Annotated in this window: 19 protein-coding genes; 12 read left to right on the top strand and 7 right to left on the bottom strand. The window is 65.1% G+C overall.

What is annotated here, in order from left to right; genetic code table 11:
* The first annotated feature begins 163 nt into the window (after positions 1 to 163).
* The gene (locus C0Z19_RS12565) at positions 164 to 877 is read left to right on the top strand and encodes an autoinducer binding domain-containing protein (RefSeq protein ID WP_102610163.1); all 714 of its coding nucleotides are present in this window, start codon (positions 164 to 166) and stop codon (positions 875 to 877) included.
* A gap of 183 nt (positions 878 to 1,060) precedes the next feature.
* On the opposite strand, the gene C0Z19_RS12560 is transcribed toward C0Z19_RS12565, so the two are convergent.
* The 3 genes from C0Z19_RS12560 to C0Z19_RS12550 form a co-directional block, all read right to left on the bottom strand.
* Complete coding sequence (locus C0Z19_RS12560) at positions 1,061 to 1,765, bottom strand: ABC transporter ATP-binding protein (RefSeq protein WP_102610162.1); 705 nt, start codon at positions 1,763 to 1,765, stop codon at positions 1,061 to 1,063.
* Between the two features lie 133 nt (positions 1,766 to 1,898).
* Positions 1,899 to 2,981 (bottom strand): LysR substrate-binding domain-containing protein, encoded by a 1,083-nt coding sequence (locus tag C0Z19_RS12555; RefSeq protein WP_102610161.1) that lies wholly within the window; start codon positions 2,979 to 2,981, stop codon positions 1,899 to 1,901.
* A gap of 345 nt (positions 2,982 to 3,326) precedes the next feature.
* Positions 3,327 to 3,530, bottom strand: a complete 204-nt coding sequence (locus C0Z19_RS12550) for a hypothetical protein (protein ID WP_102610160.1) — start codon at positions 3,528 to 3,530, stop codon at positions 3,327 to 3,329.
* Positions 3,531 to 4,112: 582 nt separating this feature from the next.
* Here C0Z19_RS12550 and hutH point away from each other — a divergent pair.
* The 8 genes from hutH to C0Z19_RS12510 all read left to right on the top strand — a co-directional run bounded on the left by hutH (position 4,113) and on the right by C0Z19_RS12510 (position 12,956).
* A complete protein-coding gene (gene hutH, locus C0Z19_RS12545) occupies positions 4,113 to 5,648 on the top strand; it encodes a histidine ammonia-lyase (RefSeq protein ID WP_175083956.1) in 1,536 nt (511 codons plus the stop codon).
* Positions 5,649 to 5,669: 21 nt separating this feature from the next.
* Complete coding sequence (gene hutC / locus C0Z19_RS12540; protein WP_102610294.1) at positions 5,670 to 6,365, top strand: histidine utilization transcriptional repressor HutC; 696 nt, start codon at positions 5,670 to 5,672, stop codon at positions 6,363 to 6,365.
* Between the two features lie 122 nt (positions 6,366 to 6,487).
* Positions 6,488 to 8,176, top strand: coding sequence for a urocanate hydratase (gene hutU, locus C0Z19_RS12535; RefSeq protein WP_102610158.1), 1,689 nt, complete (start codon positions 6,488 to 6,490; stop codon positions 8,174 to 8,176).
* A gap of 5 nt (positions 8,177 to 8,181) precedes the next feature.
* Positions 8,182 to 8,847, top strand: coding sequence for a HutD/Ves family protein (locus tag C0Z19_RS12530; RefSeq protein ID WP_102610293.1), 666 nt, complete (start codon positions 8,182 to 8,184; stop codon positions 8,845 to 8,847).
* 55 nt (positions 8,848 to 8,902) lie between these two features.
* Positions 8,903 to 10,171, top strand: coding sequence for an imidazolonepropionase (gene hutI / locus C0Z19_RS12525; RefSeq protein WP_102610157.1), 1,269 nt, complete (start codon positions 8,903 to 8,905; stop codon positions 10,169 to 10,171).
* 1 nt (position 10,172) lies between these two features.
* Positions 10,173 to 11,564, top strand: coding sequence for a formimidoylglutamate deiminase (locus C0Z19_RS12520; RefSeq protein WP_233196119.1), 1,392 nt, complete (start codon positions 10,173 to 10,175; stop codon positions 11,562 to 11,564).
* 89 nt (positions 11,565 to 11,653) lie between these two features.
* On the top strand, positions 11,654 to 12,457 hold the full coding sequence (hutG, locus tag C0Z19_RS12515; RefSeq protein ID WP_102610155.1) for an N-formylglutamate deformylase: 804 nt from the start codon (positions 11,654 to 11,656) through the stop codon (positions 12,455 to 12,457).
* Between the two features lie 193 nt (positions 12,458 to 12,650).
* Positions 12,651 to 12,956 carry a HigA family addiction module antitoxin gene (locus C0Z19_RS12510; protein ID WP_102610154.1) on the top strand — a complete coding sequence of 102 codons (306 nt, stop codon included), beginning with the start codon at positions 12,651 to 12,653 and terminating at the stop codon, positions 12,954 to 12,956.
* 84 nt (positions 12,957 to 13,040) lie between these two features.
* Here C0Z19_RS12510 and C0Z19_RS12505 read toward each other — a convergent pair whose 3' ends face one another.
* Positions 13,041 to 13,892 (bottom strand): LysR substrate-binding domain-containing protein, encoded by an 852-nt coding sequence (locus C0Z19_RS12505; protein WP_102610153.1) that lies wholly within the window; start codon positions 13,890 to 13,892, stop codon positions 13,041 to 13,043.
* 119 nt (positions 13,893 to 14,011) lie between these two features.
* Between C0Z19_RS12505 and C0Z19_RS12500 the strand changes: the two genes are divergently transcribed.
* Positions 14,012 to 15,244: an aspartate aminotransferase type Ic gene (locus C0Z19_RS12500; protein ID WP_102610152.1), complete on the top strand. Its 1,233-nt coding sequence runs from the start codon at positions 14,012 to 14,014 to the stop codon at positions 15,242 to 15,244.
* Positions 15,245 to 15,318: 74 nt separating this feature from the next.
* On the opposite strand, the gene C0Z19_RS12495 is transcribed toward C0Z19_RS12500, so the two are convergent.
* Positions 15,319 to 15,879, bottom strand: a complete 561-nt coding sequence (locus tag C0Z19_RS12495) for a hypothetical protein (protein WP_102610151.1) — start codon at positions 15,877 to 15,879, stop codon at positions 15,319 to 15,321.
* Between the two features lie 59 nt (positions 15,880 to 15,938).
* Between C0Z19_RS12495 and C0Z19_RS12490 the strand changes: the two genes are divergently transcribed.
* Entirely contained in the window at positions 15,939 to 16,871 is a 933-nt protein-coding gene (locus tag C0Z19_RS12490) for a helix-turn-helix domain-containing protein (RefSeq protein WP_102610150.1), read from the top strand.
* Positions 16,872 to 16,888: 17 nt separating this feature from the next.
* Complete coding sequence (locus tag C0Z19_RS12485) at positions 16,889 to 18,847, top strand: DUF3857 domain-containing transglutaminase family protein (RefSeq protein WP_233196118.1); 1,959 nt, start codon at positions 16,889 to 16,891, stop codon at positions 18,845 to 18,847.
* A 29-nt stretch (positions 18,848 to 18,876) separates the two neighbouring features.
* On the opposite strand, the gene C0Z19_RS12480 is transcribed toward C0Z19_RS12485, so the two are convergent.
* Complete coding sequence (locus C0Z19_RS12480; protein WP_102610148.1) at positions 18,877 to 20,922, bottom strand: alkaline phosphatase family protein; 2,046 nt, start codon at positions 20,920 to 20,922, stop codon at positions 18,877 to 18,879.
* 252 nt (positions 20,923 to 21,174) lie between these two features.
* A complete protein-coding gene (locus tag C0Z19_RS12475) occupies positions 21,175 to 21,825 on the bottom strand; it encodes a glutathione S-transferase N-terminal domain-containing protein (RefSeq protein WP_102610147.1) in 651 nt (216 codons plus the stop codon).
* Positions 21,826 to 21,898 lie beyond the last annotated feature (73 nt).

Genomic DNA, 21,898 nt, shown 5'->3' with positions numbered 1-21,898 from the left:
CCAAAGAAGAGCCTTTGGCGTGCATCTCACCGAGAGCCGCGGCCCGGCTTGTGCCGGTCGTGGGAGATGCATGACGGGATGTCGATACTCCGGCCGCGTGGCGCGGCCGTTTCGGTATCGCGCAGGTCGATCGCATGGCTTGCGCGACGACAAGGGGGCATAAATGAAAAGCTGGGCCGAGGAATTGTTGTACGAAGTGAATCGCACGAACTCCGATACGGAGATCTTCAGCAAGATCGAGGCGGCGGCGCGAGGTCTGGGTTTCGAGTTCTGCGCGTATGGTTTGCGCGCGCCCTGGCCGTTGTCCAAGCCGAAAACGCGCATGTTGAGCAACTACCCCGAGGCGTGGAAGAAGCGGTATCAGGAAGCGCGCTATGTCGAGATCGACCCGACCGTGCAACACGCACGGCGCTCGCAATCGCCGATCATCTGGAGCGATGCGCTGTTCAGTGGCGTGCCCGAGCTGTGGCGCGAGGCGCAGTCGCACGGCCTGCGTTTCGGCTGGGCGCAGTCGGCCTTCGACAGCTGCGGCGTCGGCGGCATGTTGACGCTCGCGCGCTCGGCCGATCCGCTCACGACTGACGAGCTCAACGAAAACGAGGTCAAGATGCGTTGGCTCGTCAGTACGGCGCACCTGTCGCTCAAGCGTGTGCTGATGCCGACGCTGATGTCGGACCCCGAGCGCGGCCTGACCGATCGCGAAGTCGAAGTCCTCAAATGGGCCGCCGACGGCAAGACGTCCGGCGAGATCTCGAAGATCCTCGTGATTTCGGTCGATACGGTCAATTTCCATGTGAAGAACGCCGTCATGAAGCTGAAAACGACGAACAAGACGGCAGCCGTCGTTCGTGCGGCGATGCTTGGCTTGCTTCAGTGATTGCGCATGACAATGTGCGCGTTTATCTGCGTTTATCGGTTCGCTCGCTAATGAGAAGGGAATATTCGGCCGCACTGATTGGAGCCATTTTCCGGAAATTGCGATCGTCGAATTGGCGGCGCATACCGTCCGTCATTTGACGGGATGCCCGAACCGCGCAATGTCGGCCCACAGCGTAATCGTTCACGGGGAAGCCGCAAGCCCGGGCCACGAACGCCCGATGCACGGCTCGGAACGGCAGAGGCGCCCGCCGTCGAGCAGATAGGCCTGTTCGCCGGGCCATGCGGCCGGCGTCGCATTTCGTTGCGCAATCACGACGGCAGCGCCTTCGGCGGCAAGTTCGGCGCCCAGGCGCGCAACGCGCTCGGCTTCGAGCGGCGCCAATGCGTCGAACGGATCGTCCAATAGCAACAGGCGCGGCCGCGTCATCAGCGCCCGTGCGATCGCGAGCAATTGGCGCTCGCCGTTCGTGAGGCGCGTTGCGCTCTGTCCGCCGCACGTTGCGAGAAAGGGAAAGCGTTGCGTGAGGCGCGCGACGTCGGCTTCGATGCGCGGCCGGTCCGTCTCGCGCCAGACGCCGGCGAGCAGGTTATCCCGCACTGATAGCGAACTGAAGAGCAGGCGGTTGCGCGGCACATACGCAATGCCGCGCGCCAGCAGCTCGCTTGGGCGTTTGCGGCGGATATCTTCGCCGTCGAGACGGATTGCTCCCCGCTTTGGGCGCACCAGCCCCGCGATCGTCATCAGCAGCGTGGTTTTGCCGGCGCCGCCCGCACCCAACACATAGGCGAGGCTGCCGGGGAACAGTGCGACCGAAATGTCGTCGAGTACGTCGCTCTTGCCGTAGCCGGCGGCGAGCGATTCGATTTGCAGCAACGGCATGCGCATCGGGTGTCACCTCCGGGACGCTCGCCCGGCGCGCTGTAGCGCACGCCCGGTACGAACGCCGTCGATTTCACCCGCCGGATCGTTCGGCGACAACTACCACAAATAGTGGGATAAGAGCCCCGCGTCGCTCGCTTTACGAAAGTGCGACCCGCTGGCCTGCCGCGGCCTTGTCCACGGCCATCGCGGCAGTAGCCATGGGCGCACGGTTGTCCGGTTCGCTGTGCTGCGGTGAGGGCGCCGGTTGGCCCGCAACCGATTCGGATGCGGTAGCGTTTCGTCCGGCGCCGCCGCTGGTTGGGGTAGGCCTGCCGGTCGAGCCTTGCGTGCGCGCCTGATCGAGCAGCCATTGGGCGACATCACGCACTTCCTGCCGCGGGGCCGCGTCGGCTTGCACGAGCCAGTAGGCGTAGCCGCCGGGACGGCCCTTGCCGGTGCCGAGCGCGACCAGTTTGCCTTCCGCAATCAGCGGATCGACGCGCCCGGCGCGTCCCAGCGCGATACCCTGCCCCGCGAGCGCGGCCTGCAGCGCCTGCTCGAATCGCTCGAAGTGCAGTATGGCGCACGGCGCGACTGTGCCGAGCCCCGCGGCAGCCAATTGATCGGACCATCGCAGCGGCGGCCCGCTTGCTTCGTCGCATTCGATCAGCGCATGGCTGGCGAGCGCTTCGGCGTCGAGCCGGCTCACGCCGAGCGACGGATGGGCAACGGGAACGATGGAGTCGTCGAACAGCCGCTTCGCCCCGGTCGGGGCGTGAGCGACGCTCGCGTACCGAAGCGCGAGATCGATGCCCTCGGTATGCAGGTCGAGCACCTTGTCGTTCGCCGCGATGCGCACGTCGAGCGACGGATAGCGCTGCTGCAACTGCGTGAGGCGCGGCAGCAACCAGGCCGCGGTCGCGCCGATGCCGGCCGTGATCGTCACCGGCTGCCGCTCGGCAGGCCGCATGATGGTGTCGCAGGTGTCCTGCAGTTGGCGCACGACGCTATCGGCCGTGCGGAACAAACGCTCGCCGGCCTGCGTGAAAGAGATAGAGCGGTAGCCGCGGTGAAATAACGCCACGCCCAGCGCATCTTCGAGCGAATGGATCTGTCGGCTGACGGCAGATTGTGTGAGGCATAGATCTTCTGCCGCGAGCGTGACGCTCATGCGGCGACCGACCGCGACGAAACCGCGAATCAGATCGAGCGATGCGAGTCGGACGAGAGGCGTTGCCATGCTTGTACCTCATGCGAAAGTTGCGGGGAGTAGACGGAGCCCTGGGCGAGAGCGGACTGCGCTCGGACCTTCATGGCGACGGCCGCCGTGGTGCGCCGCGCCGAATGCATTCGGTCGTGCCGGATTTAAGCATTCCTATGCGGATCTGTAACTGACACCTTTGGTAGGCGGCGGTGGCATGCGCGCCGGTTCGGTGCGTCGGAAGGCGGGTTGAAGGCAGGTTGCAGGGGCGGTGCGTGAACAACGGGGAGTGCTCGCCGCGCGCGTCATAGCGATGCGTGGCGGCAATTGCACGCGAACGTTCCCGGGGGGGCGCTCGCGCGTCAGTCGGTCAGTCGCGCACCGTCAGCGCTTGTTCCCGTTATCGGTTCCGTCGGCCTCAGATTCGCTGCGGACCGCATCCGCGAAGCGCGCGAGCGCTGCGAGCGATCCGCTCACGCTCACGTATTGCTCGCGGCCGATCGTCGCGTCAAGCAGCACCGCCATGCCCGATTCGCGTGCGAGTTCGATGAGGTCCGTTTGCTGTCGTTGCCCTTGCGTCTTGTTCATGGTCGTCGAAAGAATCGCCTGTGTGCTGAACCGTCGAGCGTACTGCGTGCGATCGCCGCCAACTCGCCGAGCGCATGAATGCTGCGCCTGTTCTGCCTATGTGGAAGCACAAGCCGTACCCGTCGCGGGCCGCCGGCCACGCAGGCGGCCGAGGGACGGATAGGCACCGCTTCAACCAGACGATGCGCTGTCTTGGTGCGCGCGGACCCCGCCGCAGGTGCAAAGGGGGGCGGCTGCCGACAACCGGGGGACAACTACGCGACGACCTCGCTGCAACGCTGTTCCTGTGGGTCGGTTAGACCGATTTGTATAGACAACATCGGGCGCCATTCGGTAAGGACATGGCGCTCCACGCCCCTCGGCCGTTTCCGCCCCCGTCATCCGATTCATGCCGCGCCGCAGCGACCGATCGCGCCCGGTTCAGCTGACACGCTGCTTCTGGTTCGTCTAATGGAAATCCCTGACTCCGAGTGTGTAAAAACGAGTTGTCTATACAAGTTGGCTGCACTAGACTCGCTTTCAAGTCGGAATCGACCGACGCGGTTCACCGCGCAACACGGAAACAAACACAGGATGCCTTCCATGATGATTCTTACGCCGGGCCATTTGACGCTTCCCCAACTGCGCCGCATTGCGCGCGAGCGTGTGACGCTCACGCTCGATCCCGCCAGCCGGCCCGTAATCGACGCCGGGGCGAAGGCCGTTGCCGATATCGCCGCGAAAGGCGAACCGGCCTACGGCATCAACACGGGCTTCGGCCGCTTGGCCAGCACCCACATCCCGCACGATCAACTCGAGCTATTGCAGCGCAATCTCGTTCTTTCGCATGCGGTCGGAGTGGGCGAGCCGATGGCGGCGCCCGTCGTGCGACTCCTGATCGCGCTCAAGCTGTCGAGCCTGGGCCGCGGTCATTCGGGCATCCGCGGCGAAGTCATGGACGCACTGATCGCGCTGTTCAACGCGGATGTGTTGCCGATCATTCCCGTCAAAGGTTCGGTGGGCGCATCGGGCGATCTGTCGCCGCTCGCACATATGTCGGCCGCGCTGCTCGGCATCGGCGAAGTGAGTGCTCGCGGCGAGCGTATGAGCGCGGCCGAAGGCCTGAAACTCGCGGGCCTCGCCCCGCTTGCCTTGCAAGCGAAAGAAGGGCTGGCGCTGCTCAACGGCACGCAGGCGTCGACCGCATTGGCCTTGTACAACCTTTTCGCAATCGAGGATCTGTTCCGCACAGCGCTCGTCGCGGGGGCGTTGTCGGTCGATGCGGCCGCGGGCTCGGTAAAGCCGTTCGACGCGCGCATTCACGAACTGCGCGGACACCGCGGCCAGATCGAAGCCGCCGCCGCCTACCGGGCGCTGCTCGATGGCTCGCGCATCAACCTGTCGCATCGCGATTGCGGCAAAGTGCAGGATCCGTACAGCCTGCGCTGTCAGCCGCAAGTGATGGGCGCATGTCTCGACCAGATGCGTCATGCGGCCGATGTGCTGCTCATCGAAGCGAACGCCGTATCCGACAACCCGCTCGTGTTCCCCGATACGGGCGAAGTGCTGTCGGGCGGCAATTTCCACGCCGAGCCCGTGGCGTTCGCGGCCGACAATCTGGCCTTGGCCGCCGCCGAAATCGGCGCGCTGGCCGAGCGTCGTATCGCGCTTTTGATCGACGCCACCCTGTCGGGATTACCGCCGTTCCTGGTCAAAGACGGCGGCGTCAATTCGGGCTTCATGATTGCGCATGTGACGGCGGCCGCGCTTGCGTCGGAGAACAAGACGCTGGCCCACCCCGCGTCGGTCGATTCGCTGCCGACTTCCGCGAATCAGGAAGATCACGTGTCGATGGCGACATTTGCGGCGCGCAAGTTGGCCGATATCGCCGGCAACACGGCGAACATTCTGGCTATCGAGTTGCTGGCCGCCGCGCAGGGCGTCGATCTGCGCGCGCCGCATCGCACGAGCGCAGCGCTCGAAGGCGTGATGGACATACTGCGGGCCCAGGTGCCGCACTACGACCTCGATCGCTACTTCGCGCCCGATATCGCGGCCATCGCGCGTCTCGTGCAAGAAGGCCAAATCGCGCAGGCGAGCCCGTTCTCGTTCGCGTCCGAAGCGCGCGCGGCAGATTAACCGATGGACTGCGTCAAGCCGATGAACGCTCCCGCGTACCAGGGCATCAAGGACTTCATCCTCGAACGGATCCACTCGGGCGAGTGGGCCGAGGGCGATCTCGTGCCCTCCGAAAACGAGCTTGCGCGTGAATTCAAGGTCGCGCGCATGACCGTGAATCGCGCCTTGCGCGAGTTGACGTCCGAGCAGGTGCTCACGCGCGTGCAAGGCGCGGGCACGTTCGTCGCGCGCCCGAAGTACGAATCGACGCTCGTGGCGATTCGCAGCATCTCCGATGAAATCGCGGCGCGCGGACATCGGCATCACGCGCTCGTGCTCGAACTCGGGGCGACGGTCGCGAGCGAGACGCTTGCCGACGAAATGCAGCTCAAGCCGGGCAGCCCCGTGTTTCATTCGCGCGTGCTGCATTTCGAGAATGACGAGCCTGTGCAAGTGGAAGCGCGCTGGGTCAACCCGGCCGTTGCGCCAGAGTACGCGCTGCAGGACTTCTCGCGCATTACACCGAATCAGTACCTGATGCGCGTGGCGCCCTTGCAGCGCGTCGAGTACCGCATCGAGGCGGCTCAACCGGACCCGGCCACGAGCAACGTGTTGAAGATGGAGGAAGGCGAGCCGTGCCTCGTGCTGCATCGCCGCACCTGGTCGCGCGAGCAGGTCGCTTCCGTCGTCGATCTCTGGCACCCGGGCAGCCGCTATCGCTTCACGGGGCATTTTTGAGTCACCGCGGCAGTCATAGTCGCAGCACATTCGCAGCACATTCGCAGTCACGGCCGCAGCGGCGGCCAAACCGAGCCGCACCGCCGCACCCGAACGCAACGCATGCAGACAGAGAGGAATCCATGAACGATCCGAAACCCTTCGACCCGCGCCTCGACCCCACTCGTACGATCCGTGCGCCGCGTGGCGCCGAGAAGACCTGCAAGAGCTGGTTGACCGAAGCGGCATACCGCATGATCCAGAACAACCTCGACGCCGAGGTGGCCGAGCATCCGCACGCGTTGGTCGTCTACGGCGGGATCGGTCGGGCCGCGCGCAACTGGGATTGCTTCGATCAGATCCTCGCCTCGCTGAAAAATCTCGAAGACGACGAAACGCTGCTGATTCAATCGGGCAAGCCCGTCGGCGTGTTCCGCACGCACGCGGACGCGCCGCGCGTGTTGCTCGCCAATTCGAACCTCGTGCCGCATTGGGCCACCTGGGAGCACTTCCACGAACTCGATCGCAAGGGCCTGATGATGTACGGCCAAATGACGGCCGGTAGCTGGATTTACATTGGCAGCCAGGGGATCGTGCAAGGGACGTACGAAACGTTCTACGCCGTTGCGAATCAGCATTTCAACGGCAATGCGAAGGGGCGCTGGGTTTTGACGGGCGGACTCGGCGGCATGGGTGGGGCGCAGCCGCTCGCGGCGACGATGGCGGGCTTTTCGATGGTCGCCGTCGAGTGCGATGAAACCCGTATCGATTTTCGTTTGAAGACGCGCTACGTCGATAAGAAGGCGAAGACGCTCGACGAAGCGCTCGCGCTGATCGAAGCTGCGAAAGCGAGCGGCAAGCCCGTTTCGGTGGGGCTCGTCGGCAACGCGGCCGACGTGTTCGAGCAGTGTGTCGCGCGTGGCATCACGCCCGATTGCGTGACGGACCAGACCAGCGCGCACGATCCGATCAACGGCTACCTGCCGCAGGGATGGAGCGTCGAGCAATGGCGCGAGCGGCAGAAGACCGATCCGCAAAGCATCGTCACCCCGGCCAAGCAATCGATGGCGAAGCAGGTGCAGGCGATGCTGACGCTGCAGGCGCGCGGCGCAGCAACGCTCGACTACGGCAACAACATCCGGCAGATGGCGCAGGACATGGGCGTGACCAACGCGTTCGATTTCCCGGGGTTCGTGCCGGCTTATATCCGGCCGCTCTTTTGCGAAGGCAAAGGGCCGTTCCGCTGGGTCGCGCTCTCGGGCGACCCCGAGGACATCTACAAGACCGATGCCAAGGTCAAGGAGTTGATCCCCGACGATCCGCATCTGCACAACTGGCTCGACATGGCTCGCGAACGCATCGCATTTCAAGGGTTGCCGGCACGCATTTGCTGGGTCGGCGTCAAGGATCGCTATCGCCTCGGGCTCGCCTTCAACGAGATGGTCAAGCGCGGAGAGCTGAAGGCGCCGATCGTGATCGGCCGCGATCACCTCGATACCGGCTCCGTCGCGAGCCCGAATCGCGAGACCGAATCGATGATGGACGGCTCCGATGCTGTCTCCGACTGGCCGCTGCTCAATGCGCTGCTCAATACGGCGGGCGGCGCGACCTGGGTGTCGATCCATCACGGCGGCGGCGTGGGCATGGGCTTCAGTCAACACGCGGGCGTCGTGATCGTCTGCGACGGCACGGATGCCGCGGGGCGGCGCATCGAGCGCGTGCTCTTCAACGATCCGGCCACGGGCATCATGCGCCATGCCGACGCAGGCTACGATCTGGCTCGCAAGACGGCGCGCGAAGTCGGCCTGAACCTGCCGATGCTCGGACGTTGATGCACATGCACGCTCACTCTCAGACAGCGCCGCAGCCGGGCGCCAGCGCCACGCCGGGCGCGTCGCTGCGAATCGTGCGCGGCGCGGCGTTGCAGGCCACGCCATGGAAGAATGGCGGCGGCGTGACGCGCGAGATTGCGGCCGGTCCGGCCGGCGCGGGCCTCGAATCGTTTGCCTGGCGCGTCAGCGTGGCCGAGGTCGAGCGCTCGGGGCCGTTTTCCCGCTTTCCGGGGGTCGACCGCACGCTCGTATTGCTCGCCGGTGCCGGGATGCATCTCGTCGAAGCCCACGGGGCCACGCATGTCTTGATGCAACCGCTGGCCGTCGCGCGGTTCGACGGCGCAGTGGCGCTCGATGCCCAGCTCGTCGACGGCGCGACGCGTGATTTCAATCTGATGGTGCGGCGCGAGCGTGTGCAAGCTGCGCTCGATATCTGGATGGCAGGGCAGGCGCGCACGCGTGTGTTGGACGCCGACACGGCGCTGATCTTCTGCGCGCGCGGCTCGCTTGAGGTTCGGATCGACGGTGAGGGGCCGCGGTGGGGCGACGTGTCGCAGCCGCGCGCTGCGCTCGCGGCCATGGACACGCTCGTCGTCGATGCGGCGCGCTCGCGCACGTGCGAGCTGACGGGCGACGGCGCTGCGATCGTAGTCCAGCTACGCTACCTCTGATGCCGCCGCCTATGACTCACGTTGCAATTCCGTTATCCGTGTATTCGAGGCCGTCATGAGCGATCTGGTTTGGCAGCACATGAATCTGTGCCCGGGCGGCGATCCGGGCACCGTCATCTCCGATGCGGCGTTAGCCGTGCGCGACGGCAGGATCATGTGGCTCGGCGCCGCCAGCGATCTGCCGCGCGAGTTCGCAGCGTGGCCGCGCGAAGATCTGGGCGGCGCCTGGGTCACGCCGAGTCTCGTCGACTGTCACACCCACCTTGTGTTCGGCGGGCATCGCGCCGACGAGTTCGCGCTGCGGCTCGCAGGCGCGAGCTATGAGGAGATCGCCCGGCGTGGCGGCGGCATCGTGTCGACGGTGAAGGCGACGCGCGCGGCCGACGAAAACGCGCTGTTCGAGGCGGCCGCCGCGCGCCTGGAGCCGCTCCTCACCGAAGGTGTCGGTGCGATCGAGATCAAGTCGGGCTATGGGCTCGAGTTGGCGACGGAGCGCAAAATGCTACGGGTGGCGCGCGCGCTCGGTCGACGCTATCCGGTGTCGGTCTATACGACGTTCCTCGGCGCTCATGCTTTACCGCCCGAGTATGCAGGCCGCGCCGATGCCTATATCGACGAGGTCTGCAATCGTATGTTGCCGGCGCTGGCCGATGAGGGCCTCGTCGATGCGGTAGACGTCTTTTGCGAGCGCATCGGTTTCACGCTTGCGCAGAGCGAACGCGTGTTCGAGGCGGCGGCACGACACGGTTTGTCCGTGAAGATGCACGCCGAGCAGTTGAGCCTCTCCGGTGGGGCCGCGCTGTCCGCGCGCTATCGCGCATTGTCGGCCGACCACCTCGAGTTTCTCGACGAAGCCGGCGTGCAGGCGATGAAAGAAGCGGGCACCGTGGCCGTGCTGCTGCCGGGGGCCTACTACTTCATCCGCGAAACGCAATTGCCGCCGATCGAACTGCTGCGCCGCTATGAGGTACCGATTGCGCTCGCCACCGACTGCAATCCGGGCACGTCTCCGGCCGTGTCGCTGCTGGCGATGCTCAATCTCGGCTGCACGCTGTTTCGTTTGACGGTGCCGGAAGTGCTCCAGGGCGTCACGCGCCACGCCGCTCGGGCGTTGGGGCGCAGCGAACATCACGGGGAACTTGCGCCGGGCCGGCAAGCCGACTTCGTTGCATGGTCCGTGACGACGTTGGCAGAACTCGCATATTGGATCGGGCGCCCGCTCGCGGCGAGGGTCGTGCGCGCGGGCGCCACCGTCTATCGTGCGGGCGAGCGGCAGTGGACGGGCCATGCCGGCGGGCAGCCCACTTCATTCGAAGGAGCTTGATGTGACGACCGACCGCCACGCGCTGTTCGCGGCGCATGCCTATCTGCCGCAGGGGTGGCGTCGCGATGTGCTGCTCGAGTGGAACGCCGCGGGGCTGCTCACCGCCGTGACTGCCGATGCGTCGCCCGCCGCGGATGTCGCCTGCGCGCGCGGCCCGATCATGCCGGGCATGCCGAATCTGCATTCGCACGCGTTTCAGCGCGCGATGGCAGGGTTGGCCGAATACCGCGCCCAAGCAAGCGACAACTTTTGGAGCTGGCGCGATCTGATGTACCGCTTCGCTGCACGCGTCACGCCCGAGCGCCTTGAAGCGATCGCGCGTTGGCTCTATGTCGAGATGCTCAAGGCCGGCTATACGTCGGTCTGCGAGTTTCATTACGTGCATCACAGCGGCGATGGCAGCGCCTACGCGAACCGCGCCGAACTCGGGCAGCGCGTGGTCGATGCGGCTTCGCAAGCCGGCATCGGCATGACCATGCTGCCCGTGCTCTATCAGTACAGCGGCTTCGGTCTGCGCGAGCCGCGCGCCGATCAGCGCCGCTTTCTCAATACGCCCGAGGCGTTGCTCGATCTGTTGACGACCTTGCGCCGCGCTCGCCCGGAACATGAAGGATTGAGGTACGGCGTAGCGCCGCATTCGCTGCGCGCCGTATCGGAAGCATCGCTACGAACGTTGCTCGCCGGTCTCGACGCCGAGCTGCCGCAGGCGCCGATACACCTTCATATCGCCGAGCAGACTGGCGAAGTCGACGAGTGTCTCGCCGCAACAGGTGCGCGCCCCGTCGCATGGCTGCTCGATCGTTTCGACGTCGATGCGCGCTGGTGTCTCGTGCACGCGACGCACATCGATGCAAACGAGACCAATGCGCTCGCCGCCAGCGGCGCCGTCGCAGGTCTGTGCCCGACGACGGAGGCAAACCTCGGCGACGGCGTCTTTCCCGCGCAGGCCTATCTCGGCGCGAACGGGCGTATCGGCATCGGCTCGGACAGCCATATCGCCGTCGATTGGCGCGCGGAATTGCGTCTGCTCGAATATGGCCAGCGGCTCGTGCACCGTCAGCGCAACGTCCTTGCGTCCGAAGCGCGGCCGCAAGTGGCCGAGCGGCTCTTCGATGCGACGCTGGCAGGCGGCGGGCAGGCCTGCGGCCGGGCCGTCGGCGCGCTGGCGCCGGGGCATCGGGCCGACTGGCTCGTGCTGGACGCCGAACATCCGGCGATCGGCGGCCGGCAGCCCGAGAGCTGGCTGGCGGGCGTCGTGTTTTGCGAACACGGGGCGTCGCCGATCGTCGAAGTCCATACGGGCGGGCAGTGCGTCGTGCGCGACCGGCGGCACGTCGACGAGCCAGGCGCCTACACGGCCTATCGCGATGCGGTTGCCGCATTGTTGGCCTAGCGGGCGGCGACACCGTGCGCGTGCCCGCCTGACGCAACTGGCGGCGCGCTGCTAAGCTGACGCTCATTCCTATTTTCGTCTGGGAACCCATGAACGCTTCTCTCGACCCCGCGGTGTTTTCTCTTCGGCCCGGCACGCTGCCGCTCCTGATTTCGATGCCGCACATCGGCACGCACATCCCTGCCGACGTCCTGGCGACAATGACCGAGGTCGCGCGCCATGTGGACGATTGCGACTGGCACCTGGAACGCTTGTACGCGTTTGCGGCGCGTAAAGGGGCCTGGATGCTCGCGCCGTCGCATGCGCGATACGTCGTCGATCTCAATCGTCCGCCCGACAACGTCAATCTGTATCCGGGGCAGGACACGACGGGGCTGCTGCCGGTCGACACGTTCGACAAGGCGCCGCTCTACCACCCGGGGGGCGAACCGACGGCGGTCGAGTTGGCGCGTCGCGTCGCCCTGTACTGGCAGCCCTATCACGATGCCCTGGAGCGCACGCTCGTCGAACTGAAAGCGCGGCATGGCGCGGTGCTGCTATGGGAGGCGCATTCGATCCGTTCGCAGGTGCCGCGCTTCTTCGAAGGCCGGCTGCCCGATTTCAATTTCGGGACGTCGAACGGGGCGAGCGCGGCCCCCGGAATGGCCGACGCTTTGGCGGAGTGCGTCACGCGCCATGGCGGCTATACGGCCGTGGCGAACGGGCGATTCAAGGGCGGCTATATCACGCGGCACTACGGCCGCCCGGAGCAGGGCATCCATGCCGTGCAGCTCGAGTTGTCGCAGATCACCTACATGCAGGAGACGCGGCCGTATGCGTATGACGAGGCGCTTGCCGCACGCGTCGAAGGCCTGCTCGACACGTTGCTCGATGAAGCGCTTTCGCGCATCTGATGCCGCCAGGAAGTGCGAGGCGCGTAGCTATGCACGGCCGCCTTCGGGCCGATGCGGAAGTGATGCGCGGGCGGGCTATGACAACGAAACGGTCGTCGATCTGATGCGTGAAAGCGACAGTCGAGCGTCAATTGAATGACAATCGGCGCTTGTCAGTTGACGGCCCGATGCTTCCCCGATATGGTTTGGCCCCATGGCCGATACCGACACCATTCATCCGGGCGCAATCGTGCGCCAGCTCTGCCTCGAGCGCTTCAATTTGAGCGTAACGGAAGGCGCGACTGTGCTGGGCGTGAGCCGTCAGGCGCTGACGAACCTGCTCAGCGGCAAGGCCGGCATCTCGCCCGAGATGGCCCTGCGCCTGGACAAGGCGTTCGGCGGCGGCGCCGAAACGTGGCTGCAGCGGCAGCTCGTGCATGACCTTGCCAAGGCGCGCAAGCGCCTGGACGAACTCGACGTCGTTTCGATGGCGCAGCAGCGGCAGCGCGCGCTGTTCTGATTTTTTCATCCTTCTTCGAAGCCAGGCCCGCAACGTACGCCGTGCGGGGTGGGTGTGCGCGTGGGCCGTGTGCGCCTGCGCCCTTCAGATCCTCAGTTCGCCAAGGATTTGCTCGGCGAGGAAGTCGCATTCGGGCCGGTTCGAGCGTGGACTGCGCGCCAGCACGATTTCGAGCGGCGGCAGCGCAGGCAAACCGTGCGCGCGGCCCAATTCGACGAAATGCTCCGGCAGGGCGCAGCGCGCGATCGGCGCCACGGCGAGTCCCGCTTCGACCATGCTGAACAGCCCCAGCAAACTCGGGCTTTCGTACGAGGTGCGATAAGCGATCCGCGCGTGTTTGAGCGCGCGAATCGCGTTGTCCCGCGCGACGCTGCCCGCCGCGAACACGGCGATCGGCAGCGGACGCTCGCGCCAGACGGCCGGCCCGCGCGGCGCACCAGCCCACACTGTGGGCTCCGATCGTAGCCGTTCGCCGCGCAGGCCTTTCACGCGCGTCATGCAGGCAAGATCGACCTTGTTCTCATGAACGAGCGGTGCAAGCGCATGACTCGGCAGCCCGATCACCTGCATCTCGACCTTCGGGTAAGTGGCCGAAAATTTTCGCAGCACGGGCGGCAGCAGCGACGACGCGTAATCGTCCGGCACCCCGATCACGACGCGTCCTTTCACGTCGGGATGAACGAGCGAAGCCCAGGCCTCGTCGCGCAGCGCGAGCATGCGCCGCGCGTAGTCGGCCAGCACGAGACCTTCTTGCGTCGGCACGACGCTGCGTGGACGCCGTTCGAAGATCGCTTTGCCGAGCGATTGTTCGAGCGCCTTGATCTGCATGCTGACGGCAGACTGCGAGCGATGCACGAGCGCGGCGGCGCGCACGAAACTGCCGGCATCGGCAACAGCGACGACCATCGACAACACATCCAGATCGAGTGTTTTCATCGTTGGGATTCCTATCAGAAAAACTGAGGCAAACGATCAATATAACGCGTTTGCCTGAAGGCACCCGGCTCGGCATACTTGCCCGGGTTCGACCGATTCACGTCCTGACAATGAGAACGATGGCGATGACGATGACCTACGACGAATTCAAAGCGCTCCACCTTTCGATCGACATGACGCGCGGCAAGCCCGCAGCCGCGCAGCTCGATCTTTCGCTCGATCTGATCGAAGCTGCGCCGAGCGTGGGCTATCGCTCGCGCGACGGCATCGATTGCCGCAACTATGGGCACGTGCTCGGGTTGCCCGAATCGCGCGAACTCGGTGCCCAACTGCTTGGGGTGCCTGCGGAGCAGGTCGTCGCGGCCGGCAATTCGAGTCTCGAACTCATGCACGATGCGCTTGCCTTCGGGATGCTGCACGGCATGCCCGGGGGCGAGGCGTGGCGGCGCGCGAACGAGGTCGCGTTCTTGTGCCCGGTGCCCGGGTACGACCGACACTTTGCGATTTGCGAGGCACTCGGCATTCGCATGATTGCCGTGCCGATGAACGACGACGGTCCCGATATGGAGAAAGTCGAGGCGCTCGTTGCGGCCGACCCCGCGATCAAAGGCATCTGGTGTACGCCGCTTTATAGCAATCCGACGGGCGCGATCTATTCGCGCGGCTGCGTGGATCGTCTTGCGCGTATGCCGACGGCAGCGCCCGATTTCCGCTTGTTCTGGGACGATGCCTATCGCTTTCATCATCTGACGGACGAACGCTACGCGAGCCCCGACATCCTGACGGCGTGCGCGCGCGCCGGCCACCCGGACCGGGCATTGGTATTCGCGTCGACATCGAAGGTCACGTTCGCGGGCGGCGGTATCGCGATGCTGGCGGCCTCGCCCGCGAATATCGCCTGGTGGCAGCGTCACAACGGCGTGCGCACGATTGGTCCCGACAAGCTGAACCAGCTGCGGCACGTCCGTTACCTGCGCGACCGGGCGACGCTCGAACGCCTGATGGAGCGCCATCGCGCGATTTTGCAACCGAAGTTCGATGCGCTCGACGCAACGTTGCGCGCGCTACTCGGCGACGTTCCGGGCGTGTCGTGGACGAAGCCGTGCGGCGGCTATTTCGTCAGCCTGTATACGCCCGATGGCTACGCGAAGCGGACCGTGGAACTTGCGGCCCAGGCCGGCGTCGTCCTCACGCCTGCCGGCGCGGCGTTTCCCTATCGCCTGGATCCCCGCGACCGGCATCTGCGAATTGCGCCGAGCTGCCCGTCGCTCGGCGAAATCGAGCAGGCGGGGCAGGCGATTGCGCTGTCCCTGCGCAAGGCGCTCGATGAAGGCGCGCGGCGCGAGCGCTGAGGCGCGTCGCGCTTGGCCTGCCGCCGCGTGCCGCTCGCCCCTTGAACCCCTTGAGCCCTTTGCGCCGCGCCGGGTCAGGCGCCCATGCGCGTGGCGATGAATTCGCCTTCGAGCCGCCACGTCTTGCCGTCGATGTCGAGCGCTTCCCCAATCCAATGAAAGCGGCTCGGCTCGATGTCCACGAAGCGCCAGCGCGTCGCCTGGCCGTTGCTGCGCGCGCCCGTCTGCACGATTTCCGCGCCGACGCGGCGGCCGATCTGCGATTCGCGGTGGCCGCGCGCGGGGTTGTTCCAGTCGATGCGCCAAGCGCGCAATGTGGGGTCCCAACTGCGCAGCGTCGTGCCATACATGTCGTTTTGCGGATCGCGCGCCATCCGGCCCGCGCGGCGGTCCTCGCGTAGAGGCATAATCCATACGTCTTGCACGGCACGTCCCTCGAGCGCCCAACCGGCGTGTACTTCGCCGGTCAAACCCTCATTGCGCAGGTCGAATCCGCGGTAATGCAGCACCTGCAGGGACCAACTGCCGACCAGCCAGCCGTAGACGTCGTCGGCTTCATCGATCCCGGCGGCGCGGCCGGACGTGGCCAACGCGGATAGGAAGGGTTGCGGCAAGTCGCTTTGCGATCGGTTCATCTTGATCTCCCGTGTTGTTCGAACCCATCGCAATGCTAAGCAACGGGACGAGGCGAATCTTGGTAAAAATTGCGGTGGATTTGCAGCAAGCACTAGCCCGCCGCGCCCGCGACGCAGCGCGCGGCACGACCGCACCGCGCACGATCGCGCAAGGCGAAGGCTGGAGCGTGGCCGACGTGCTCTGCACCTGCGGGCCCGGCGATCCTCCGTTCGAGGAACGCCATGGCTCGTATTGCATCGCGCTTGTCGCGGCGGGGGCGTTCGAATACCGCTCCGAAACCGGGGCGGGACTGCTCGCACCGGGTGCGGCGATGCTCGGCAACGCCGGCGAGTGTTTCGAATGCGGACATCGTCATCGAGCCGGGGATCGCTGCGTCGCGTTTCGCTATCGGCCCGAGTACTTCGAACGTTTGTATGCCGACGCCGGCATCGGGGGCCATCGCGTTTCGTTGAAGGCGGCGCGTATTGAGCCGTCGCGGGCGCTGGCTCCATTCGTTGCGGCGGCAGGCAACGCAGTGACGGTCACCGCCGATTTGGCGTGGGATGAGATCGGGTTGACGTTGGCCGTACGCGTGCTGCGGCTCCTCGAGGGGACGCCCGCGGATCGGGCGAAGCCGATTCCAGCGGCGGCGTTGGCGCGCGTGGTCGACACGTTGCGATGGATCGACGAGCGGCCCGATGCCGAGCTTGGCCTCGATCGGCTGGCCGGACATGCGGGGCTCAGCCCGTATCACTTTCTACGGACCTTCGAACGCGCGACGGGCGTGACCCCGCACCAATACGTGTTGCGCGCGCGCTTGCGCGCCGCGACGCAACGACTCGTCGAAACGCGCGATAAAGTCGTCGAGATTGCGCTCGACTGCGGGTTTTCCGATCTGTCGAATTTCAATCGCGCCTTTCGAATGGAATTCGGCACGTCGCCGCTCGGATATCAGGCTGGCTGGAAACGACAGGATGCCGGGCGGGCGACGAAAAACAAGATGCAGTCCTAACCAGATCCGGATCAGCGATGTCGATCTGTGGGAAGCGCGGGATGGGGTGGGCGACGAGGCGCCTTCGTGCTGTCTCCGCCGTTTTGCTGGGTATCGGCATAGGCGTGGCGGCAAGCATCGATGCCCGCGCAACGCCGGCAGCGCCGATCGAGGTCCCGTCGACCACGCTCGACGCTGCGCCTGCAACGATCGAGTCGGACGTCCACGTGTTCAAGGTGGAGCATGACGGCTCCGTCGTCGAAGATGACGACACGACGCTTCGTGTCGAAACGGCGGCGGGCGTGGACGCAGTCGCGCAGCGCTATGTCTGGTTCAACAAGGACATCGAGCGCATCGATGCGTTGGCGGCCGAATCGATCGACCCTGAAGGCGGTATTCATCGCGTCGGACCCGAGGCAATCAGAGATGTCCAGGAGCCACGCGCGGCGGGGGCGCCCACATTCGCAGACGGCGTGCTGCGGTCGGTCATTTTTCCAGGCATCGAACCGGGATGGCGCGAGCACCTGACGTTTCGCAAGTCGCGCAAGGCGACCCACGCCGGCGTCTTTCAGTACTTTGCGACGCCCGCACGCGAGCCGGTGCTCGATCAACGTCTGATCTTCGATCTGCCTGCCGACATGCCGCTCTACGCGGACGCCCGCGGCTATCAGGCTCGTCCACCCGTGACTGCGAACGGGCGAACGCGCTACGAGTTCGATTATCGGCACGGGCCGTTCGCACCGATCGAACACGGCGCGGTGGGCTATGCGAACGACGGCGACCGTCTCATGGTCACGACGTTTCCGAGCTTCGCGGCGTTTGCCGAGCGCTATCGCGAGGACGCCGTCGATGCAACGGCGGGCGATCCGCAGGTCGTTGCGCTCGCGCATGCACTGACACGCGATGTACCCGACGACTGGTCGAAAGCAGCGCGACTTTACGATTGGACGCGCACGAATATTCGCTACGTAGCGCTTTTTCTTGGCGAGACGGCGGGCAAGCCCCATCGCGTCGTGGATATTCTTCGGAATCGATACGGCGATTGCAAAGACCATGTCGCGGTGTACGTGGCGCTGCTTGCAGCCGTCGGCATCCGGAGCGAACCGGCCCTGATCAGCCTCGGTTCGGTCTATACGCTGCCGTCGGTGCCGGGCTACGGTGCGAGCGCGATCAATCACGTCATCGTCTGGATTCCTGAGCTTGCGCGTTACGCCGATACCACTGCGGGTGGCGGCATCGCGTTCGGATTTTTGCCGGCAAGCGTCATGGACCGGCCGGCGCTGCTCGTCGATGACGGTGTGCTGGCACGCACGCCGGCGACGCAACTTCGATCGCGCGAGGCGCGGCTCGATCTGGAGATCGACGAGAACGGCGATGCCCGCTACGGATATCGTGTCGAGGACGATGGCTTCACCGCCGAGCTTGAACGCAACGTATTCCGGCGCTCCACGCACGCCCATACCGTGCAGATTGCACAGGAGCGGTTGCGCCAGACGGGATTGCGCGGCACGAGTTCGGTGCAGACCGACGATGTCAACGCCACGAGCGGGCCGTTTGCGGTCTCGATGACAGGCGGCCTCGAACATGTCCTTTGGCCTGACGGTATGACGGCCATTCCCGCACTATCGAGCCTCGCGGGCGGGATTGCGTCGCAAGTGCAAGCGTGGTTGGCCCATTCGCGGCGTGTCCAACCGTTCGTCTGCATCGGGGGGACGTTCGACGAGCAGGGCACGCTGACGTTGCCGCATGACGTCGCGCTCGTCTATCTCCCGCAGGATCTGACGATCGACGCCGACATGCTGCGCTACTCGGCGCACTATGTTTTCGATCCGGCTTCGCGCGTCGTGCAGGTGTCGCGCCGACTGCAAGCCGAATTCGGAAAACAGGTTTGTAGTCCTAACGAATTCGATGCGATGCGCGAGACGCTGGTGCGCATCGAACGCGATACGTCGGCGCAAATCATCGTTCGGGCGAGCAGCGCTCGCCCGATACGATGATGTTGCTGCTGGCGATGCGACGTTTGGCGTTAGAACGGCGACCAGAGCGAGCCGCCCTGATTGTCGTGATCGCCGTGATCGTCGTGCTTGTCGTCGCCGTCGCGATCGCCGTTGCCGTGATGACGATGATCGAAGTGGAACGCATCGAACGGGTCGCCGATCGCGGGCGAATTCACCGGTACGTACGGATTGCCGACGAGCTGTACAGGGTTCGGCAGATTGTCGCGGCTGCGGTTCGTGATTGGTCCAAGCGACCAGTTGCGTTCGACGAACTTCAGAATCGAGACGTGATCGGTGTATTGATGCACGACGCGGCCACCGCGCGAGTAAGGCGAGACGATGATCAGCGGGATACGTGAGCCGTCGCCGAAGAAGTCGACGGGCTGAATGTAGCCTGAGTCATAGTAGCCGCCGCCTTCGTCGTTCGTGATGAAGATCGCCGTCGATGCCCACAGTTTCGGATTGCTGCGCACCGCATCGACGATTTTGCGCGAGAACGCTTCGAACAAGCCGTACTTCGACGAAGCAGGGTGCCCGTCCAGCAGCCACCCCGGCTTCACGAACGACACCGCAGGCAGTGCACCACGCGAGATGTCGGCGTACAAGTCTGTCGTGTCCTGCAGATGTGCCTTGACGGTCGCCGGGTTCGTCATGATCGCCGTTTCATAGAGGAACGGATTGCAGATGTTGCAATACGTGCTCGTCGGAGAATTGGCCACGAACGAATTCCAACCTTCGCCGTAGTACTTCCACGAAATGCCCTTCGCGAGCAAGGTATCGCCGATCGTGCGCACCGGCGAGGGCGGAATCGTGAAGGCGCTCGTGTTGACTGTGCCGTCGCCGTTGTAGCCCGGGTTGTAGTTGTTGAGCAGATAGTAGGCACCCGGCGCGCAATTGGCCTTCGGGTGGTACGGCAGCGAGTTCAGATAGCTGCGCACGGCACCGACGCCCGGTTGCGACGTGTCCGAGCAGTTGCTGTACGAGCCGCCCGAGTAGCCGTCTTGCGCATACCAGTTGTTGGTGCCGGCTTGCGGACGCGGATCTTCGATTTGATTCGAAGGCGGCGTCGTGGCGTTGCCATGGCCATCGGTGTAATAGAGCGCGTCGGCCGTCCCGATCATGATGCTGTTCGAGCCCGTACCGCCCATCACTGGCTGGTGGTAGTTATCGCTGATCGTGTACTTGCGCGCAAGTTCGTTGAAGTAGGGCATGTCGCCCGTCTGCACGTTGTAGTAGCCGAGTGCAGTCGAACCTTCGCGCGTGGTTTGATCGTTGAAGCCAGGCGGCTGCGGCTTCCCGTTGGTGCCCGCCCCGACCGACGTCTCGACCCATGCGACCAGGTCCATCGCGCAGCCGCTCGGGTTCGTCAGCGTAGCGGACTTCGCGTTGCAATCGGCCTGCTGCCACGCCTGATAGAAGCGATGGACCGGGCTCGCGACATACTGATCGTAGTTCGGGCCGACGCGTGAGATTTGATAGGGGCCGTTCGGCAGCGTGAAGGTATTCGCGCCGAAGCGCGTGTCGGGCACGCCTTTGGCGAGACCGGTCGCGCCCGTCATCAATTGGGCGACGTCTTGCGGTTCGAGCACGGCGCCTTCGGCCGCTTGCGCAGCGGCGAGCGTCGCGAACGGCGGCGGGTTCGTGTCGCTCGCAGCGCTCGGTGCGGAGCCGGTATTCGGGGCGGGCAGCACGGTGTACGGCGCCTTGCCGCCGGGACTCATTTCGAACCGCGTCGGATCGACGGCTTGTGCGGTGTTTTGCGCGGCGAGAGCGAAGTTGCGACCGGGGCGGCCGTCGGCCGTGATGATGCCTTTGGACAGCAGGTTCGAGATGCTTTGGCCGGCGCGCGGCTTGTAGGCGCCGAAGACCTGATCGAACGTGCGGTTTTCGCCGACGATGACGATGACATGCTTGATCGGCGAGACGGTCGCCATCGACGGATCGACAGCGCGTTGCGGCTCACTGTCGGCGAGTGCCGGCATCAGCGCGCCGCTCGCGGCGAGCGCAAGTGTGCCCAACGCCAAGCCGGTACGCAGGGTTGCGGGACCACCTCTGACTTTCTTGTATCGCTTCATGAAGCTCTCCGTTGACTGAAGCCGACTGCGGGGACTGGAAGCGTAGCGATGTGGCGCGCGGGCCTTGAGGCCTCGTTTTGTCGTAGGGGAAACGTTTACGACGAAGACGATAGCGGGCGAAGATGACGGATGCGGGAAAGGAATGTGACACGCGCGGGTCGTGCACGTGTCATTGCGTATACGGAAGGTTTAATGCAGAAGGTTCAATGAGTGGCGCTCACGCACGGATGCACGGATGCACGGGTGTTTGGCTCATTCGATCGAGATGCCCTCGCGCGCGAGCACGCGCTGCACAGCGGGGCGCTCGAGCGTGCGCTCGGCCAGCGCAGTCCATGCCGCGTAATTGACACGCATGCCGAGCCCGATTCGATTGCCCCATCGATAGAGCACGAGCAAGAACGGGTCGACGATCGTATAGCCGCTCGGCAGGGCCCACTCGCGACCATCGCCGAGCGTGCGTTCGATCGTCGCGTAGGCCTCTTGCACGACCCGGCGGCCGTTGGCGCGAATCGCCTCGTGCGCGGACGTGTCCTGCGCGCAGAATCGTTCAGGTCTCCATATTCCGCCGTAACCGACGCCATGTACCCAGCCTGAGAGCCATTCGAGCCATTCGTGTGCGCGAGCCTCCTCGACCGCGCTCGCGATCGGCAACAGGTTGGCCTCCGGGCGCTGCCGAGCCAGGTAGACGAGGATGGCGGGCAACTCCGTCAGCAGCTTCGTCTCGGAGGGAATCGCGAGCGCGGGGACGCGGCCTTTTGGGTTCAGTGCGAGGTAGGCGCTCTGCTGTGTCTCGGCACGCGCCACGGACACTTCCTGCAACGTATAGGGTGTGCCGATTTCTTCGAGTACGACGTGCACGGCCAGCGAACAGGCGCCTGGGGAATAGTAGAGTCGATAGGTCATGGTGACGGGAGCGTTCTGCGGTTGCTGTTGCGGTTGCGGTTGCGATAGTGCGAAAGCTTATCGACCACGCAGG

The organism is Trinickia soli (assembly GCF_002879855.1).
In the GTDB taxonomy this organism is placed as follows: domain Bacteria; phylum Pseudomonadota; class Gammaproteobacteria; order Burkholderiales; family Burkholderiaceae; genus Trinickia; species Trinickia soli.
The sequence above is the reverse complement of the archived record's forward strand: the minus strand, read 5'-3'. Positions and strand labels throughout refer to the sequence as shown.

Excerpts from the sequence above, each read along its gene's own strand:
- C0Z19_RS12565 (WP_102610163.1), top strand. The coding sequence starts at position 164 with ATGAAAAGCTGGGCCGAGGAATTGTTGTACGAAGTGAATCGCACGAAC.
- C0Z19_RS12560 (WP_102610162.1), bottom strand. The coding sequence starts at position 1,765 with ATGCGCATGCCGTTGCTGCAAATCGAATCGCTCGCCGCCGGCTACGGC.
- C0Z19_RS12555 (WP_102610161.1), bottom strand. The coding sequence starts at position 2,981 with ATGGCAACGCCTCTCGTCCGACTCGCATCGCTCGATCTGATTCGCGGT.
- C0Z19_RS12550 (WP_102610160.1), bottom strand. The coding sequence starts at position 3,530 with ATGAACAAGACGCAAGGGCAACGACAGCAAACGGACCTCATCGAACTC.
- hutH (WP_175083956.1), top strand. The coding sequence starts at position 4,113 with ATGATGATTCTTACGCCGGGCCATTTGACGCTTCCCCAACTGCGCCGC.
- hutC (WP_102610294.1), top strand. The coding sequence starts at position 5,670 with ATGAACGCTCCCGCGTACCAGGGCATCAAGGACTTCATCCTCGAACGG.
- hutU (WP_102610158.1), top strand. The coding sequence starts at position 6,488 with ATGAACGATCCGAAACCCTTCGACCCGCGCCTCGACCCCACTCGTACG.
- C0Z19_RS12530 (WP_102610293.1), top strand. The coding sequence starts at position 8,182 with ATGCACGCTCACTCTCAGACAGCGCCGCAGCCGGGCGCCAGCGCCACG.
- hutI (WP_102610157.1), top strand. The coding sequence starts at position 8,903 with ATGAGCGATCTGGTTTGGCAGCACATGAATCTGTGCCCGGGCGGCGAT.
- hutG (WP_102610155.1), top strand. The coding sequence starts at position 11,654 with ATGAACGCTTCTCTCGACCCCGCGGTGTTTTCTCTTCGGCCCGGCACG.
- C0Z19_RS12510 (WP_102610154.1), top strand. The coding sequence starts at position 12,651 with ATGGCCGATACCGACACCATTCATCCGGGCGCAATCGTGCGCCAGCTC.
- C0Z19_RS12505 (WP_102610153.1), bottom strand. The coding sequence starts at position 13,892 with ATGAAAACACTCGATCTGGATGTGTTGTCGATGGTCGTCGCTGTTGCC.
- C0Z19_RS12500 (WP_102610152.1), top strand. The coding sequence starts at position 14,012 with ATGGCGATGACGATGACCTACGACGAATTCAAAGCGCTCCACCTTTCG.
- C0Z19_RS12495 (WP_102610151.1), bottom strand. The coding sequence starts at position 15,879 with ATGAACCGATCGCAAAGCGACTTGCCGCAACCCTTCCTATCCGCGTTG.
- C0Z19_RS12485 (WP_233196118.1), top strand. The coding sequence starts at position 16,889 with ATGTCGATCTGTGGGAAGCGCGGGATGGGGTGGGCGACGAGGCGCCTT.
- C0Z19_RS12480 (WP_102610148.1), bottom strand. The coding sequence starts at position 20,922 with ATGAAGCGATACAAGAAAGTCAGAGGTGGTCCCGCAACCCTGCGTACC.
- C0Z19_RS12475 (WP_102610147.1), bottom strand. The coding sequence starts at position 21,825 with ATGACCTATCGACTCTACTATTCCCCAGGCGCCTGTTCGCTGGCCGTG.